Consider the following 15,789-nt stretch of genomic DNA (forward strand, 5'->3'; position numbering starts at 1 on the left):
GGCGAAGCCGGGCCGGTAGCCCCTCCCAATCCCGAGCACCCCCAACCGGGCATACGCCGAATGCGGATTTTCCCCCAGAATCGCGGTTGATTGCGCGTTTTTGGGGGTTTCGCGGGTGCGGAAACTGGTCTAAAGACCACCCGCGCGCGAGGGATCGCGCTTCCAGCGCTACAACATGTAGCGCATGGCTCGAGGGACGCGCGGGAAGCGCGCCCTTTTTTTGTGCCTAAATTCCAGTCCGCGAGAGCTGATGCCCAAAAGAACCGACATCTCCACCATCCTGATCATCGGCGCCGGTCCCATCGTGATCGGCCAAGCCTGCGAGTTCGACTATTCCGGCACGCAGGCCTGCAAGACGCTCAAGGAAGAGGGCTATCGGATCGTCCTGGTCAATTCCAACCCGGCGACGATCATGACCGACCCGGAGCTGGCGGATGCGACCTATATCGAGCCGATCACGCCCGAAATCGTCGCCAAGATCATCGAAAAGGAACGCCACGTCGTGCCCGGCGGCTTCGCGCTGCTGCCGACCATGGGCGGCCAGACCGCGCTGAACTGCGCGCTGTCGCTGCGCAAGCAGGGTACGCTGGAGAAGTTCGACGTCGAGATGATCGGCGCCACCGCCGACGCCATCGACAAGGCCGAAGACCGCCAGTTGTTCCGCGACGCCATGGAGAAGATCGGGCTGCAGACGCCGAGGTCGCGGCTCGCCAATGCGTCGGCGCTGAAGAAGTCCGACCGCGACAAATACCTCGCCGATCAGGCCAAGCTGTCCGGCCTCGAGCTCGAAGCCTTCGAACGGCAGTGGGAAGGCGGCGAGAACGAGCGGCGCAAGCGCTACCAGCAGCAGGCCTTGGCCGAAGCGCTGATGGCGCTGTCCGACATCGGCCTGCCCGCGATCATCCGCCCCTCCTTCACGCTCGGCGGCACCGGCGGCGGCATCGCCTACAACAAGGAAGAATATCTCGACATCATCGAGCGCGGCCTCGATGCCTCGCCGACCAACGAGGTGCTGATCGAGGAATCCGTCCTCGGCTGGAAAGAGTTCGAGATGGAGGTGGTGCGCGACAAGAAGGACAATTGCATCATCATCTGCTCGATCGAGAACGTCGATCCGATGGGCGTGCACACCGGCGATTCCATCACGGTGGCGCCGGCGCTGACGCTCACCGACAAGGAATACCAGATCATGCGCGACGCATCGATTGCGGTGCTGCGCGAGATCGGGGTCGAGACCGGCGGCTCCAACGTGCAGTTCGGCATCAATCCGGACGACGGCCGCATGGTCGTGATCGAGATGAATCCGCGCGTGTCGCGCTCGTCGGCGCTGGCCTCGAAGGCCACCGGCTTCCCGATCGCCAAGGTCGCCGCCAAGCTTGCGATCGGCTACACGCTCGACGAGATCGCCAACGACATCACCGGCGGCGCGACGCCGGCCTCGTTCGAGCCGACGATCGACTACGTCGTCACCAAGATTCCGCGCTTTGCGTTCGAGAAATTCCCCGGCGCCTCCTCCACGCTGACCACCTCGATGAAGTCGGTCGGCGAGGTGATGGCGATCGGTCGCACTTTCCAGGAGAGCCTGCAGAAGGCCCTGCGCGGGCTCGAGACCGGGCTGACCGGCCTCGACGAGATCGACATCGAGGGCCTCGGCCGCAGCGACGACAAGAACGCGATCCGCGCGGCGCTCGGCACGCCGACGCCGAACCGCCTGCTGCAGGTCGCGCAGGCGATGCGGCTCGGCTGGTCCAACGAGGATATCTTCAATTCCTGCAAGATCGATCCCTGGTTCCTCGCGGAGCTGCGCGCCATCGTCGAGATGGAAGGCAAGATCCGCGGCAGCGGCCTGCCGACCAATGCGTTCGCGATGCGGATGCTGAAGGCGATGGGCTTCTCGGACGCGCGGCTCGCCGTGCTCACGGAGACCACCGAGGCCGACGTCACCGCCAAGCGCCACGCGCTCGGGGTGCGCCCGGTGTTCAAGCGCATCGACACCTGCGCGGCGGAGTTCGCGTCGCCGACCGCCTACATGTATTCGACCTATGAGCGGCCGTTCGCCGGCGAATTTGCCGACGAGAGCGCGCCGTCGGACCGCAAGAAGGTGATCATCCTCGGCGGCGGCCCGAACCGCATCGGCCAGGGCATCGAGTTCGACTATTGCTGCTGCCACGCCTGCTTCGCGCTCGAGGACGCCGGTTACGAGACCATCATGGTCAACTGCAACCCGGAAACGGTGTCGACCGACTACGACACCGCCGACCGGCTGTATTTCGAGCCGCTCACTGCCGAAGACGTGCTGGAGATCATCGCGACCGAGCGCAAGAACGGCACGCTGCACGGCGTGATCGTGCAGTTCGGCGGCCAGACCCCGCTGAAGCTTGCCCGCGCGCTCGAAGCCGCCGAAGTGCCGATCCTCGGCACCTCGCCTGATGCGATCGACCTCGCCGAGGACCGCGACCGCTTCAAGCGCGTGCTCGACAAGCTGCGTCTCAAGCAGCCGAAGAACGGCATCGCCTATTCGGTCGAGCAGGCCCGCCTCGTCGCCGCCGATCTCGACCTGCCGCTGGTGGTGCGTCCGTCCTACGTGCTCGGCGGCCGCGCGATGCAGATCATCCGCGAGGAGAACCAGCTCAACGACTACCTGCTGGGAACGCTGCCCGAGCTGGTGCCCGCCGACATCAAGGCGCGCTACCCGAACGACAAGACCGGGCAGATCAACACCGTGCTCGGCAAGAACCCGCTGCTGTTCGACCGCTATCTGTCCGACGCGACCGAAGTCGACGTCGACTGCCTCTGCGACGGCAAGGACACCTTCATCGTCGGCATCATGGAGCACATCGAGGAAGCCGGCATCCATTCCGGCGACTCCGCCTGCTCGCTGCCGCCGCATTCGCTCGACGCCAAGACCATCGAGGAGCTGGAGCGGCAGACCCGCGAGCTCGCGCTCGGGCTCGACGTGGTCGGCCTGATGAACGTGCAATACGCCATCAAGGACGGCGAGATCTACGTGCTCGAGGTCAACCCGCGCGCATCCCGCACCGTGCCGTTCGTCGCCAAGGTGATCGGCACGCCGGTCGCCAAGATCGCGGCGCGGATCATGGCCGGCGAAAAGCTCGCCGACTTCAAGCTGAAGAAGAAGAAGCTCGGCCATGTCGGCGTGAAGGAATCGGTATTCCCGTTCGCGCGTTTCCCCGGCGTCGATACTGTGCTCGGACCGGAGATGCGTTCGACCGGCGAAGTGATGGGCATCGACCGCTCCTTCGAGGTCGCGTTCGCGAAGAGCCAGCTCGGCGGCGGCACGCGCGTGCCGCGGCAGGGCACGGTGTTCGTCTCGGTGCGCGGCGACGACAAGATGCGCATCGCGGATGCGGTGCGGCTGTTGCACTCGCTCGGCTTCAAGGTGATGGCAACCTCGGGCACGCAGCGCTACCTCAGCGACAACGGCGTGCCGACGGAAAAGGTGAACAAGGTGCTCGAAGGCCGTCCGCACATCGTCGACGCCATCACCAATGGCGACGTCCAGCTGGTCTTCAATACCACCGAAGGTCCGCAGGCGCTGGCCGACAGCCGCTCGCTGCGGCGGGCTGCCCTCTTGCATAAAGTGCCATATTACACCACTCTTTCGGGCGCGGTGGCGGCCGCACGGGGAATCCGGGCCTATCGGGACGGGGACCTTGAGGTCCGCACGCTTCAGAGTTACTTTTCCGAAAGCTGACCGCTGCCCGGGCTGAAGGCCCGAAGCGGTCAATTAGCCGAATGGCTGGAACTCACCGCGCGATTGGATGTTGTCACGGCCCTTAGCGGGGCCGAGTATCACTGGGCTTCCGGGCGCGTTGGCGCCCTGATTCCTGCGTTAGCTGAACTGGATATTCGTGCACGGCCGCCGGGCGCGCGCGATGAAGGACGAAGATGATGGATAAGGTTCCGATGACCGCGGGCGGATACGCCGCGCTGACGGACGAGTTGAAGCATCGCCAATCGGTGGATCGTCCACGCATCATCGAACACATCGCGGAAGCGCGCTCGCACGGCGATCTCTCGGAGAACGCCGAGTATCACGCCGCCAAGGAAGAGCAGTCGCACAACGAGGGCCGCATCGCCGAGCTCGAGGACAAGCTCGCGCGCGCCGACATCATCGACATTTCGAAACTGTCAGGCGACACCATCAAGTTCGGCGCGACCGTGACGCTGATCGATGAGGACACCGAGAAGAAGGCGGTGTGGCAGATCGTCGGCGAAGTCGAGGCCGACGCCAAGAAGGGCCGCATCTCCATCACCTCGCCGCTCGCGCGCGCGCTGATCGGCAAGAAGAAGGGGACCACCGTCGAGGTGATGGCGCCGGGCGGCGCCAAGGCCTACGAGATCACCAAGGTCGAGTGGCGGTAGTTACCTTCACGTGACTGGTGCAGAAAAGCCGCGTCCCGCACGCGGCTTTTTTTATGCCCCGCGTTTCTCCCCGGTCTGACAGCAATGTGAATGGAGAGCCGCTGCACGCCATGCCAGTGAGGCCGTGACATGTTTATGCAGTATAATCATGTCGGGGGACGGAGTTCGGGCTGACGATTGCGTCGCAACACGCATCGCTGCGCGTCACCGTGTCACTGCCGCGTTCTCTCGCAACTGCCATCGCGCGAGGAATGATTCCAGGCGCAAGGTGTTGACATCACACTCCGGTGGCGGACACCGTGTGTTTCTGCATCTTGCAACGTTCCAGTGTGTCAAACAGGGGGTAAATGACAATGGACCAGATGTTCTCCAAGCTCCAGCCGGTGGCGCTCAGCCTGTTCCGGTTCATCACCGGACTGCTGCTGTTTCAGTTCGGCGTTGCCAAAATTTTCAAATTCCCACCGCGGGACAATGTTCGAGAAGGTCGAGCTGTTCTCATTGATCGGCGCGGCCGGCGCCCTCGAATTGGTGCTCGGCGGGCTCCTGATGATTGGCCTGTTCTCGCGGATCGTAGCCTTTATCCTGGCGGGTGAAATGGCCTTCGCTTACTTCATCGGCCATTTCCCAAAAGGGTTCTACCCGCTGCTCAATAACGGCAGTCTGGCGATCGCGTTCTGCTTCGCCTGCCTCTACCTCGCGACCTCGGGTCCGGGTCCGATCAGCGTCGACGCTGCGATGGGGAAGAGGTAGCAGCGCTAGGCGCTTCCCACTCATTGACGACGTCATTCCGGGATGGCGCGTTAGCGTCAGACCCGGAATCTCGAGATTCCGGGCTCGATGCTAACGCATCGCCCCGGAATGACGCGCACAGCGCTCTAGCCCACCGCCTTCAATCCCAGCGGCACCGCGGCCTCATATTTCGAATTGTGCAGCACCAGTGACGTCCTGACGTTGCGCACATGCGGCGCGGCCGTCAGGTGGGTGACGAAATCCTGGAACGTCGCCATGTCGGGCGCGACGCATTTGAGGATGAAGTCGACTTCGCCCGACAGCATCCAGCATTCCCGCACCAGCGGCTCGGCGCGCACGAAATTCTCGAAGGCGCGGAGATCGGCGTCAGCCTGGCTCGACAGATGCACCGAGGCGAACACCGTGACGTCGTAGCCGAGGCGGCGCGGATCGAGCAGGCCGCGGTATCCCTGGATGTAGCCTTCCTCCTCCAGCGCCCGGACCCTGCGCAGGCAGGGCGGCGGCGAGATACCGACGCGTTTGGCCAGTTCCACATTGGTGATTCGGCCATCGGCCTGGATCTCGGCGAGGATTTTGAGGTCGATCTCGTCAAGGTTCTTCGACACGCGACTACAGTTCCCTAGGGGTTTGGAAGGCTTGGCGGGTCCGCCGGCAACTCTCATAGCGCAGCCCGCTGGCATTGCGCAATTTTATTGCGCGTGCAGCGCACGATTTCGCGAATGTGACTTCAGTTCCGGGGAAAAATCGCTGCCATGGATTGCAAATCTTGCATAGCTTCCCAGATATCTTAGACTTGGATTTGACACTTTCAGCACCGCCGTGACCTGCTTCCGGGGTGCTTCCCACACAAGTCCCCGTCAAAGTCCCCAGCAGAGAGGGATCAGCTAATGCCCGCGCCTGTCCACGCCAAGGTCGTCATCATCGGGTCCGGCCCCGCCGGTTACACCGCAGCGATCTACGCGGCACGCGCGATGCTCGAGCCGGTGCTGATCCAGGGCATCCAGCCGGGCGGGCAACTCACCATCACCACCGACGTCGAGAACTATCCCGGCTTCGCCGATGTGATCCAGGGCCCCTGGCTGATGGAGCAGATGGAGAAGCAGGCGGCCCATGTCGGCACCAAGATCGTCACCGATCTCGTCAACAAGCTGGAACTCGGCCAGCGCCCGTTTCGCCTGACCTGCGATTCCGGCGACGTCTATCTCGCCGAGACCGTGATCCTCGCCACCGGCGCCCAGGCGCGCTGGCTCGGACTGCCCTCGGAAGCAAAGTTCCAGGGCGGCGGGGTGTCGGCCTGCGCGACCTGCGACGGCTTCTTCTACCGCGGCAAGGACGTCGTGGTGGTCGGGGGCGGCAACACCGCCGTCGAGGAAGCGCTGTACCTGACCAATCACGCCTCCCAGGTCACCATCGTGCATCGCCGCGATCATTTCCGCGCCGAGCGCATCCTGCAGGAGCGGCTGTTCAAGAATCCCAAGATCAAGGTGGTGTGGGATTCGGCGATCGACGAAATCTGCGGATCGGAGAACCCGAACAAGGTCACCCATGTGCGGCTGAAGAACGTCAAGACCGGCGCGCTCACGAACCTCAAAACCGACGGCGTCTTCATCGCGATCGGCCATGCGCCGGCGACGGAGCTCGTCAAAGGCCAGATCAAGCTGAAACCGTCGGGCTATGTCGAGGTTGCGCCGAACTCCACCGCGACCTCGATGCCCGGCCTGTTCGCCGCGGGCGACGTGGCGGATGAAACCTTCCGGCAGGCGGTCACCGCCGCCGGCCTCGGCTGCATGGCTGCGCTCGAGGCGGAACGCTTCCTGGCTCTTCGCGCGAGCGATCGCGCAGCGGCGGAATAATCATGGCACGATCTCGCGACGGATTTACGGATATGGATTGGGACAAGCTGAAGGTCTTTCACGCAGCGGCGGAGGCGGGCAGCTTCACGCATGCCGGCGAACAGCTTGGCCTGTCGCAATCGGCAGTCTCCCGCCAGGTCAGCGCGCTGGAGCAGGAGCTCTCGGTGTCGCTGTTTCACCGCCACGCCCGCGGCCTGATCCTCACCGAGCAGGGCGACCTCCTGTTCCGCACCGCGCATGACGTGTTCATGCAGCTGCAGGCGGCCCGCGCAAAGCTCACCGACAGCCGCGAGCGGCCGAGCGGCGACCTCAAGATCACGACGCCCCCGGCGCTCGGCATCAACTGGCTGATCCCGCGGCTCGACGAGTTCACCGCGCTCTATCCCGACATCCGGATTTCGCTGATCGTCACCGACGAGGATCTCGACCTCTCGATGCGCGAGGCCGACGTCGCGATCCGCACCCGCAAGCCGACCCAGCCGGACCTGATCCAGCGCAAGCTGTTCTCGATCGGCTTCCATGCCTACTGCTCGCCGGAATACATCAAGCGCTTCGGCACGCCGCGCACGCTCGATGATCTCGACTCGCACCGCATCATCATGCTCGGCGACTCGCAGGTGCCGGCGCATCTGCAGAACCGCAGCTGGCTGATCGATGCCGGCCGCAACGGCTCCGGTCCGCGCGAGCCCTACTTCAAGGTCAACAACATCCTCGGCCTCGTGCGCGCCTGCCAGCAGGGCCTCGGCATCGCCGCGCTGCCGGACTATCTGGTCGAACAGAACAACCTCGTGCAGCTGTTCGGCGAGTCCGACTCGATCGCGCTCGACACCTACTTCGTCTATCCGGAAGAGCTGAAGACGGTGGCCCGGGTGCAGGTGTTCCGCGACTTCGTGGTCAGCAAGGCGCAGCGCTGGCCGTCGTGATTAAGCCGCCCTTATAGGGCTGCTTTATAGGGATATCCGTGCTGCCCCCGGTCTCCGCATGACTGACATGCGACCTGGATAGTTGCTGCAAGCCGTCGATGGGGATCATAGTGCTTACACGCTGAGCGTTCGCGTCGCGCATATGTCCCCCTCCTCCAGTGGCGCGGAAGTTCAGTAATCCCTCTTGGAAGGTGATTGTGTCGGCCTCACGTGGCCAATACCTTAAGCCGGGCTCACTCGAGCCCGGCTTTTTTTCATCGCCGTGCCTTTTCACCTCCATGGCATGCGCAAAACGCGCCGCACGCGCCGATCAGCATGTGCATTGACAACAACCTCGCAGCGCAGCATCATTATCCCATGATCACGACTTCGTGCGCCGTTCTGTCGTCGAAAAAAGCTCCCCTCCCGGGGACACGAGATCGCGCGCGATAAGATCACCTTCGCATTCAGACCGATCCCGAAACCCCGCCGCCTGGACGGGGTTTTTTGTTGGTCCCGTCTCCGGCTTTGCCTTCTTAAGGAGATGGAACATGACCGATCTACATCAGCAATTGCAGGGCCTCTGGCTGCCTTTGATCACGCCATTCCGTAACGGCGAGCTCGACGTCACGTCGCTGCGGCGTCTCGTACGGCACTACGCCAATGGCCGCGTCGACGGGTTCATTCTCGGCGCAACCTCCGGCGAGGGCATGGCGCTCAGCGTGGAGGAACTGGAGGGGCTGGTGAGCGTCGTGCTCGACGAGCTCAGTGCCAGCTCCCGCCATTTGCCGGTCTGTCTCGGGCTCTCCGGCGCCTCGACCGCCCGGATGAAGGAAGCGCTGGATGATACGGCCGACTGGCCGATCAACGGCTATCTGATCGCCAGCCCCTATTACATCAGGCCCTCGCAGCGCGGGCTCGTGCAGCACTTCAACGCGCTCGCCGATCACGCGTCGTGGCCGATCGTGCTTTACAACATTCCCTATCGCACGTCGGTGAACCTGACCAACGAGACGCTGCTGGCGCTCGCGGACCATCCGAACATCGCCGGCATGAAGGATTGCTGCGCCGACCGCGCGCAGTCGATCGACTTCCTCAACCGCCGGCCGGCCGGCTTTCGCGTGCTGACCGGCGAGGACGCGCAAACCTTCGATGCGCTCTCGGACGGCGCCGACGGCGCGATCCTGCTGTCCGCACATCTGGAAACAAACACCTTCGCTGCGATCCGCACGCTGCTGCAGCAGGGCCAGCGCGACGCGGCGCTGGCCGCCTGGCAGAGCGTCGTCGGCCTGACGAGGCTGCTGTTCGCCGAACCGAGCCCCGCGCCGGCCAAGCACTGGCTGTGGCGGCAGGGGTTGATCGACAGCCCCGAGGTGCGGCTGCCAATGGTCGCGGTCAGCGAGGATCTCGCAACCTGGCTCGACGCCGAGATGGAGCGCCGCGCGCAGCTGCTGCTGCCAGCGTGATCGCTCCGCTCCCTCTCCCCGTTCTTACGGGGAGAGGGCTGGGGTGAGGGGCTGCTTCCGCACAAAAGGCGAGAGACAGACTCGTGGAGAGTCCCCCTCACCCGGATCGCATTTTGCGATGCGATCCAACCTCTCCCCGCAAGCGGGGCGAGGTAAGAGACGCCTAGTCCAGCTTCACCTGCGAAAGCCGCAGCGCATTGCCGATCACGCTGACCGAGGACAGCGCCATCGCGGCGGCGCCGACCATCGGCGACAGCAAGATGCCGAACAGCGGATACAGCACGCCGGCTGCGATTGGCACGCCGGCGGCGTTGTAGACGAACGCGAACGCCAGGTTCTGGCGAATGTTGCGCATCGTCGCGACCGACAGCCGCCGCGCGCGCACCAGGCCCATCAGATCGCCCGTGAGCAGCGTGACGCCGGCACTCTCGATCGCGACGTCGGTGCCGCCGCCCATCGCGATGCCGACATCGGCGGCGGCGAGCGCCGGCGCGTCATTGACGCCGTCGCCGGCCATCGCGACGGTGCGCCCCTCGCCGCGCAGCCGCTGCACGACCTCGCTCTTGCGCTCCGGCAGAACGCCGGCCTGGACGTCGTCGATGCCGAGCGTCTTTGCCACCGCCCGCGCGGTGGTCTCGTTGTCGCCGGTCAGCATCACGATGCGCAGGCCCTCGGCGCGCAGCGCCTGCAACGCACTGGTCGCGGACGGCTTGACCGGATCGGCAATCGCGATCACGCCGGCGATGCGGCCGTCGACCGCGACATAGATCGCCGTGGCGCCGTCCCGCCGTGCGGCCTCGGCCGCCTCGTCGAGCGCTGCCGTCGCGATCTTCAGCTCGGCCATCAGCACCGCGTTGCCGAGCGCAACCTGCCTGCCCTCGACCGTGCCGGTCGCGCCCTTGCCGGAGGGCGAGGCAAAATTGCTGACGGCGGACGATGCGAGCTTGCGCTCCCCGGCGGCGGCGATAATCGCCTGCGCCAGCGGGTGCTCGCTGCCCTGCTCGACACTGGCGGCAACGCGCAGCAGATCGCTCTCGTCGAATCCTTCGGCGGCAATGACGCGCACGACCTTCGGCTTGCCTTCGGTGAGCGTTCCGGTCTTGTCGATGACCAGCGTGTCGATCGCCTCCATCCGCTCCAGCGCCTGCGCGTCGCGGATCAGGATGCCGGAATGCGCGCCGCGGCCGACGCCGACCATGATCGACATCGGCGTCGCCAATCCCAGCGCGCACGGACAGGCGATGATCAGCACCGTGACGGCGGCGACCAGCGCGAAGGTCAGGCGCGGCTCAGGGCCGAACACCGTCCAGGCGATGAAGGCGAGCACGGCAGCGGCGATCACCGCCGGCACGAACCAGCCGGCGACGCGATCGGCGAGCCGCTGAATCGGCGCGCGTGAGCGCTGCGCCTTCGCCACCATGTCGACGATCCGCGACAGCATGGTGTCGCGGCCGATCTTCTCGGCGCGCATCACGAGGCCGCCGCTCTGGTTGACCGTACCGCCGATCACGCTCGCGCCTTCGGCCTTCGTGACCGGCATCGACTCGCCTGTGACCATGGACTCATCAATGACCGCACTGCCCTCGACGACGACGCCGTCGACCGGAACCTTCTCGCCCGGCCGCACGCGAAGGCGGTCGCCGACCTTGATCGCATCGATGTCGATGTCCTCGTCGCCATGATCGGTGATGCGCCGCGCGGTCTTCGGCGCGAGACCGAGCAGCGCGCGGATCGCGCCCGAGGTCTGCGCGCGGGCGCGCAATTCCAGCACCTGGCCAAGCAGCACCAGCACCGTGATCACCGCCGCCGCCTCGAAATACACCGCGACCGCGCCATGCATGTCGCGGAACGCGGGCGGGAATAGCTGCGGCGCCAGCGTCGCGACCACGCTGTAGACATAGGCAACGCCGGTGCCCATCGCGATCAGCGTGAACATGTTGAGATTGCGGGTGACCAGCGACTGCCAGCCGCGCACGAAGAACGGCGCGCCGGCCCACAGCACGACCGGCGTCGCCAGCACGAGTGAGACCCAGTTCGACCAGTGCTGCGGCACCAGCTGCATCAATCCGAGATGGCTGCCCATCTCGAGCACGAACACCGGCACGGTCAGCGCGAGACCGATCCAGAACCGCCGCGTCATGTCGATCAGTTCAGGATCGGGACCGTCGTCGAGCGAGACCTGCTCGGGCTCCAGCGCCATGCCGCAGATCGGGCAGCTGCCGGGGCCGACCTGGCGCACCTCGGGATGCATCGGGCAGGTGTAGATGGTGCCCGCGGGCGCCGGCGGCTCCTCTTCACGCGGCTTGAGATACTTCTGAGGGTCGGCCTCGAAACGCTCGCGGCAGCGGCCGCTGCAGAACAGGTACTCCTCGCCCTGGTAGCTGAAGCGATGCTTGGCGGTCGCCGGGTCGACCTTCATGCCGCAGACCGGATCGATCGCGAACGCCGTCTCGGCCGGCGGCGTGTCGTGATCATGCTTGCCGCCGCAGCAGGAATGCGCGGCCGCGCCATTGTGGTGATGATCCGCGTGCGAATGGTCGTGCTTTGCGTGTGCCACGAAACTCTTCCCGGCCGGTAATCCGACCTCTTGATTTAGATACCCTAGGGGGGTATATGAGACCTATGAGAGACGAGGTCAAGACATCCTGCTTAAAACGGCTCAAACGGATCGAAGGTCAGATCCGCGGATTGGCCGCCATGGTCGAGGACGACCGCTATTGCATCGACGTGGTGACGCAGATCGCGGCCGCGCGCGCGGCGCTGCGCCGCGTCGAGGAAGAGGTGCTGCGCGATCATGTGGCGCATTGCGTCGAGCATGCGATCTCGTCCGGCGACAAGGCCGACCAGCGGCGCAAGATCGCCGAGTTGATGGACGTGATCGGCCGTGCGGATAGGTGATCTAAGCGCCACCCCATACTCGATGTCGTCCCTGCGAAAGCAGGGACCCATAATCACAGGACGCCGGGATGGAGCGAGCTAGTAGCTCGTCACAGTGATTTTGACTCTTTGGGTATGCCTGGATAGGCGCGCCCCAGTTTGGTGCGAGCTTTGTCCGTTGTGAACATCCAGTTGATACGGGCGCGAGTTTTGTTTCGCTGCCGCTCCCATGCTGCGATCTCGTTTCTAAGGCGTTTTGGATCGTCGATCCGGCGGCCGAGACACTGCCCTTGGAGCACGCCGATCTCGATCTCGACCATATTGAGCCAACTGGCGTGTTTCGGGGTGTAGTGGAACTCGAGGCGGCGCAGGATGCGGCGGGCCTCGGCGGGGGCAAAGGCCTGGTAGAGGGCGCCGGGGGCATGGATCGACAGATTGTCCTGCACGACACGGATGCAGGCGGCCTTGGGGTAATGGACATCGACGAGTTCGCGCATGCAGTGAGCATAATCCACGGCGGTGCGCCGTTCGGTGACTTTGACGTTACGCCAGGCCCGATGCGGATCGAGGGCGACAAAGAGATTGACGGTGCCGTTGCGGCGGTACTCGTAATCGTAACGCTCGCGCTTTCCCGGCTCGGGTGGGATCGGCTGGCGCACTTCGCCGATGAGCTGGACGGGGGTTTCGTCGAAGCAGACCAGCGGCCGCTCGGGATCAGGCGCTTCAGCGTAGAGATCGAGCACATCTTCCATGCGGGCGACGTATTCGCCATCGACATGGGGAATGCACCACATGTCCCTGCGCCACGGCTTGAGGTCATTATCGGCCAGCCGGCGGCGCACGGTCTCGCCCGACAGGCTGTCATGATCGGTGAGCTTGACCATCACGTCGGCCAGCAGCGCCAGCGTCCAGCGCCTCCGGCCAGCGGGCGGCTTGGCGCATGCGGTCGCCACCAGCAGGGCTTCCTCCTTGCCGGTCAGCTTGCGCTCCGCACCGGGACGCGGCTCCTCACTCAAGGCCCGATCGAGATTGCCTTCCACCAAGCGGCGTTTGGTCCGATAGACGGTGGAGGCGCTTACTCTGACGGTCCGGACAATCTCCTCGTCGCGGCTGCCGATGTCGGCCGCCAGCAAAATCTGGGCCCGCTTGAGTTTGCGAGCGGCATGCTTGCCGCCGCTCAGCATCGCCGTCAGTTCCTCTCGCTCGGCTTGGCTCAATTCAACCCGGTACCGTACATTCATCGTTCGCCTCCCTGTCGGAGGCTCCGGACGAATCGATCCATGAGTCAAAAATCAGGCGCACGCTTTACCGAGAAGCAGGGCCATTATCTGGCTTTCATCTATACCTACTCGCACATGTTCGGACGGCCCCCGCCGAAGCCGACATGCAGCGTCACTTCGGTGTTAGCCCGCCCTCAGTCCATCAGATGATCGTCACGCTCGAACGTAACGGCCTCATTCGCCGTCGAGCCGATATCCCCAGAAGCATCGAAATCCTCGTGCCGCCAGAGAACTTGCCGATCCTAAGCTGGCTCGGTATCAAACCGTCAAAATCACTGTGACGAGCCACTAGGCCACAGCTCGCTTCAACAACGCGACCCTGTGGTTATGGGTCCCGGGTCGCGCTTCGCTTGCCCGGGACGACGTGGGAAAGAGCGGCACCCGCACATTCAGCGTCGTCCCGGCCTTCGCCGGGACGACGTGGGGAAAAAGCTCTCTCGAAATCGATGCTCAGGTATTGAATCTGAAATGCATGACGTCGCCGTCGGCGACGACGTACTCCTTGCCTTCAAGCCGCAGCTTGCCGGCATCGCGCGCGCCGGCTTCGCCGTTGCCGGCGATGTAGTCGGCATAGGCGATGGTCTCGGCACGGATGAAGCCCTTCTCGAAATCGGTATGGATCACGCCGGCGGCAGCGGGCGCCTTGGTGCCGCGGTCGATGGTCCAGGCGCGGGCTTCCTTCGGGCCGACGGTGAAATAGGTGATGAGATCGAGCAGCCGGTAGCCGGCGCGGATCAGCCGATCGAGGCCGGCCTCTTCCAGACCCAGCGTCTCCAGGAAGTCAGTGCGTTCCTCACGCGACAACGTCGCGATTTCGGATTCGATCTTGGCCGAGATCACGACCGCGACCGCGCCCTCCTCCTTGGCGCGCTCGAACACTGCCTTGGAGAAATTGTTGCCGTCCTTGGCCGAGCCTTCCTCGACGTTGCAGACGTAGAGCACGGGCTTCGAGGTCAAGAGCCCGAGCATGCGGAACGCACGCTCCTCCTCCGGCTTGCGTTCCAGTCCGCGGGCAGGCTTGCCGTCGCGCAGCAACACCAGCGCGCGGTTGACCAGCTCGAGCTGCTCCTTGGCTTCCTTGTCGTTGCCCTTGGCCTTCTTCGAGAGGTTGTCGACGCGCTTCTCGAGGCTGTCGAGATCGGACAGCATCAGCTCGGTCTCGATGGTCTCGATGTCGGCGAGCGGCGCGATCTTGCCTTCGACATGGGTGATGTCGGAATCCTCGAAGCAGCGCACCACATGGGCGATGGCGTCGACCTCGCGGATGTTGGCGAGGAACTGGTTGCCGAGACCTTCGCCCTGCGACGCGCCGCGGACGAGGCCCGCGATGTCGACGAAGGTCAGCCGGGTCGGAATGATCTGCGCCGACTTCGCGACCGCCGCGAGCTTCTCCAGCCGCGGATCGGGCACCGCAACCTCGCCGACATTCGGCTCGATGGTGCAGAACGGATAGTTCGCCGCCTGGGCGGCCGCCGTCTCGGTCAGCGCATTGAACAGCGTCGACTTGCCGACGTTAGGCAGCCCGACGATCCCGCATTTGAATCCCATGTCTTCCTCAATAATCTCTGGTTCGTCATGGCGGGCTCGTGCCGATGACGAAAGGGAGATCAGGCCGGCTTCTCGCCGCCGTTCTCACCCTTGTCGAAAAATCCTTTGGCCTGCATCGTCAGATGCACCTTGTTGGCGAACGACGCGTCGTGCCCCGCAGCCAGCAGGCCGGCATTGTCGGCGACGGCCTGGCACAAGGCCTCCACCCACGCCCGGTCGCTCTTGGCGAAGTCCGACAGCACGTGGCTGTGCACGAGCTCCTTGACGCCGGGATGACCGATCCCGAGCCGCACCCGCCGATACTCGTTGCCGATATGCGCGGAGATCGAGCGCAGGCCGTTGTGGCCGGCGATCCCGCCGCCGATCTTGACCCGCACCTTGGCCGGCGGCAGTTCGAGCTCGTCCTGGAACACGGTGATGTCGGAGGGCGCGACCTTGAAGAAGTTCGCCGCTTCCTGCACCGCGCGCCCGGAGTCGTTCATGTAGGTGGTCGGCTTCAGCAGCACGACCTTCTCGCGATCGACGACGCCCTCGGAGGTCTCGCCCTGAAAGCGACGGCGCCATGGTCCGAAACCATGACGCCGTGCAATCTCATCGACCGCCAGGAAACCGATATTGTGCCGGTTGCTGGCGTATTTCGCGCCGGGATTACCGAGACCGACAAAGAGGCGCATGGCGCGGCATCCCGCGTCGGCGCGCCATCAGACGATCGCGCGCCGACCTGATC

The 15,789-nt window shown here is 64.6% G+C and carries 12 protein-coding genes and 1 pseudogene; 8 read left to right on the forward strand and 5 right to left on the reverse strand.

Going from position 1 to position 15,789, the window contains the following annotated elements; all coding sequences use genetic code 11:
* Positions 1–250: 250 nt before the first annotated feature.
* The 3 genes and pseudogenes from carB to ACVWZM_RS10745 all read left to right on the forward strand — a co-directional run bounded on the left by carB (position 251) and on the right by ACVWZM_RS10745 (position 5,136).
* Entirely contained in the window at positions 251–3,715 is a 3,465-nt protein-coding gene (gene carB, locus ACVWZM_RS10735) for a carbamoyl-phosphate synthase large subunit (protein WP_456853120.1), read from the forward strand.
* Between the two features lie 197 nt (positions 3,716–3,912).
* Positions 3,913–4,386 carry a transcription elongation factor GreA gene (greA, locus tag ACVWZM_RS10740; RefSeq protein ID WP_018269816.1) on the forward strand — a complete coding sequence of 158 codons (474 nt, stop codon included), beginning with the start codon at positions 3,913–3,915 and terminating at the stop codon, positions 4,384–4,386.
* Positions 4,387–4,739: 353 nt separating this feature from the next.
* Positions 4,740–5,136 (forward strand): annotated as a pseudogene (locus ACVWZM_RS10745) (DoxX family protein).
* A gap of 125 nt (positions 5,137–5,261) precedes the next feature.
* Here the strand turns inward: ACVWZM_RS10745 and ACVWZM_RS10750 are convergent.
* A complete protein-coding gene (locus ACVWZM_RS10750; RefSeq protein ID WP_016845095.1) occupies positions 5,262–5,741 on the reverse strand; it encodes an Lrp/AsnC family transcriptional regulator in 480 nt (159 codons plus the stop codon).
* Between the two features lie 282 nt (positions 5,742–6,023).
* Between ACVWZM_RS10750 and trxB the strand changes: the two genes are divergently transcribed.
* From trxB to dapA, 3 genes are all read left to right on the forward strand, one after another.
* Positions 6,024–6,989 carry a thioredoxin-disulfide reductase gene (trxB, locus tag ACVWZM_RS10755; RefSeq protein ID WP_057017037.1) on the forward strand — a complete coding sequence of 322 codons (966 nt, stop codon included), beginning with the start codon at positions 6,024–6,026 and terminating at the stop codon, positions 6,987–6,989.
* 2 nt (positions 6,990–6,991) lie between these two features.
* Positions 6,992–7,912: a LysR family transcriptional regulator gene (locus ACVWZM_RS10760; protein ID WP_026192264.1), complete on the forward strand. Its 921-nt coding sequence runs from the start codon at positions 6,992–6,994 to the stop codon at positions 7,910–7,912.
* A 530-nt stretch (positions 7,913–8,442) separates the two neighbouring features.
* Positions 8,443–9,357 (forward strand): 4-hydroxy-tetrahydrodipicolinate synthase, encoded by a 915-nt coding sequence (dapA, locus tag ACVWZM_RS10765; RefSeq protein WP_456853122.1) that lies wholly within the window; start codon positions 8,443–8,445, stop codon positions 9,355–9,357.
* A 163-nt stretch (positions 9,358–9,520) separates the two neighbouring features.
* On the opposite strand, the gene ACVWZM_RS10770 is transcribed toward dapA, so the two are convergent.
* Complete coding sequence (locus tag ACVWZM_RS10770; RefSeq protein WP_456853125.1) at positions 9,521–11,914, reverse strand: heavy metal translocating P-type ATPase; 2,394 nt, start codon at positions 11,912–11,914, stop codon at positions 9,521–9,523.
* A 65-nt stretch (positions 11,915–11,979) separates the two neighbouring features.
* On the opposite strand from ACVWZM_RS10770, the gene ACVWZM_RS10775 reads away from it, so the two are divergent.
* Positions 11,980–12,255, forward strand: coding sequence for a metal-sensitive transcriptional regulator (locus tag ACVWZM_RS10775; protein ID WP_018269815.1), 276 nt, complete (start codon positions 11,980–11,982; stop codon positions 12,253–12,255).
* A gap of 89 nt (positions 12,256–12,344) precedes the next feature.
* Here ACVWZM_RS10775 and ACVWZM_RS10780 read toward each other — a convergent pair whose 3' ends face one another.
* Positions 12,345–13,475 (reverse strand): IS630 family transposase, encoded by a 1,131-nt coding sequence (locus tag ACVWZM_RS10780; RefSeq protein ID WP_076829362.1) that lies wholly within the window; start codon positions 13,473–13,475, stop codon positions 12,345–12,347.
* 143 nt (positions 13,476–13,618) lie between these two features.
* On the opposite strand from ACVWZM_RS10780, the gene ACVWZM_RS10785 reads away from it, so the two are divergent.
* Positions 13,619–13,795 carry a helix-turn-helix domain-containing protein gene (locus tag ACVWZM_RS10785; protein ID WP_456853127.1) on the forward strand — a complete coding sequence of 59 codons (177 nt, stop codon included), beginning with the start codon at positions 13,619–13,621 and terminating at the stop codon, positions 13,793–13,795.
* Between the two features lie 169 nt (positions 13,796–13,964).
* Here ACVWZM_RS10785 and ychF read toward each other — a convergent pair whose 3' ends face one another.
* Positions 13,965–15,062 (reverse strand): redox-regulated ATPase YchF, encoded by a 1,098-nt coding sequence (ychF, locus tag ACVWZM_RS10790; protein WP_057016605.1) that lies wholly within the window; start codon positions 15,060–15,062, stop codon positions 13,965–13,967.
* A gap of 59 nt (positions 15,063–15,121) precedes the next feature.
* On the reverse strand, positions 15,122–15,736 hold the full coding sequence (pth, locus tag ACVWZM_RS10795) for an aminoacyl-tRNA hydrolase (protein WP_456853129.1): 615 nt from the start codon (positions 15,734–15,736) through the stop codon (positions 15,122–15,124).
* Positions 15,737–15,789: the final 53 nt, after the last annotated feature.

The organism is Bradyrhizobium sp. USDA 4501, from assembly GCF_054062115.1.

Coding starts and splice junctions, on each gene's coding strand:
- carB (WP_456853120.1), top strand. CDS start 251: ATGCCCAAAAGAACCGACATCTCCACCATCCTGATCATCGGCGCCGGT.
- greA (WP_018269816.1), top strand. CDS start 3,913: ATGGATAAGGTTCCGATGACCGCGGGCGGATACGCCGCGCTGACGGAC.
- trxB (WP_057017037.1), top strand. CDS start 6,024: ATGCCCGCGCCTGTCCACGCCAAGGTCGTCATCATCGGGTCCGGCCCC.
- ACVWZM_RS10760 (WP_026192264.1), top strand. CDS start 6,992: ATGGCACGATCTCGCGACGGATTTACGGATATGGATTGGGACAAGCTG.
- dapA (WP_456853122.1), top strand. CDS start 8,443: ATGACCGATCTACATCAGCAATTGCAGGGCCTCTGGCTGCCTTTGATC.
- ACVWZM_RS10775 (WP_018269815.1), top strand. CDS start 11,980: ATGAGAGACGAGGTCAAGACATCCTGCTTAAAACGGCTCAAACGGATC.
- ACVWZM_RS10780 (WP_076829362.1), bottom strand. CDS start 13,475: ATGAATGTACGGTACCGGGTTGAATTGAGCCAAGCCGAGCGAGAGGAA.
- ACVWZM_RS10785 (WP_456853127.1), top strand. CDS start 13,619: ATGCAGCGTCACTTCGGTGTTAGCCCGCCCTCAGTCCATCAGATGATC.
- ychF (WP_057016605.1), bottom strand. CDS start 15,062: ATGGGATTCAAATGCGGGATCGTCGGGCTGCCTAACGTCGGCAAGTCG.
- pth (WP_456853129.1), bottom strand. CDS start 15,736: ATGCGCCTCTTTGTCGGTCTCGGTAATCCCGGCGCGAAATACGCCAGC.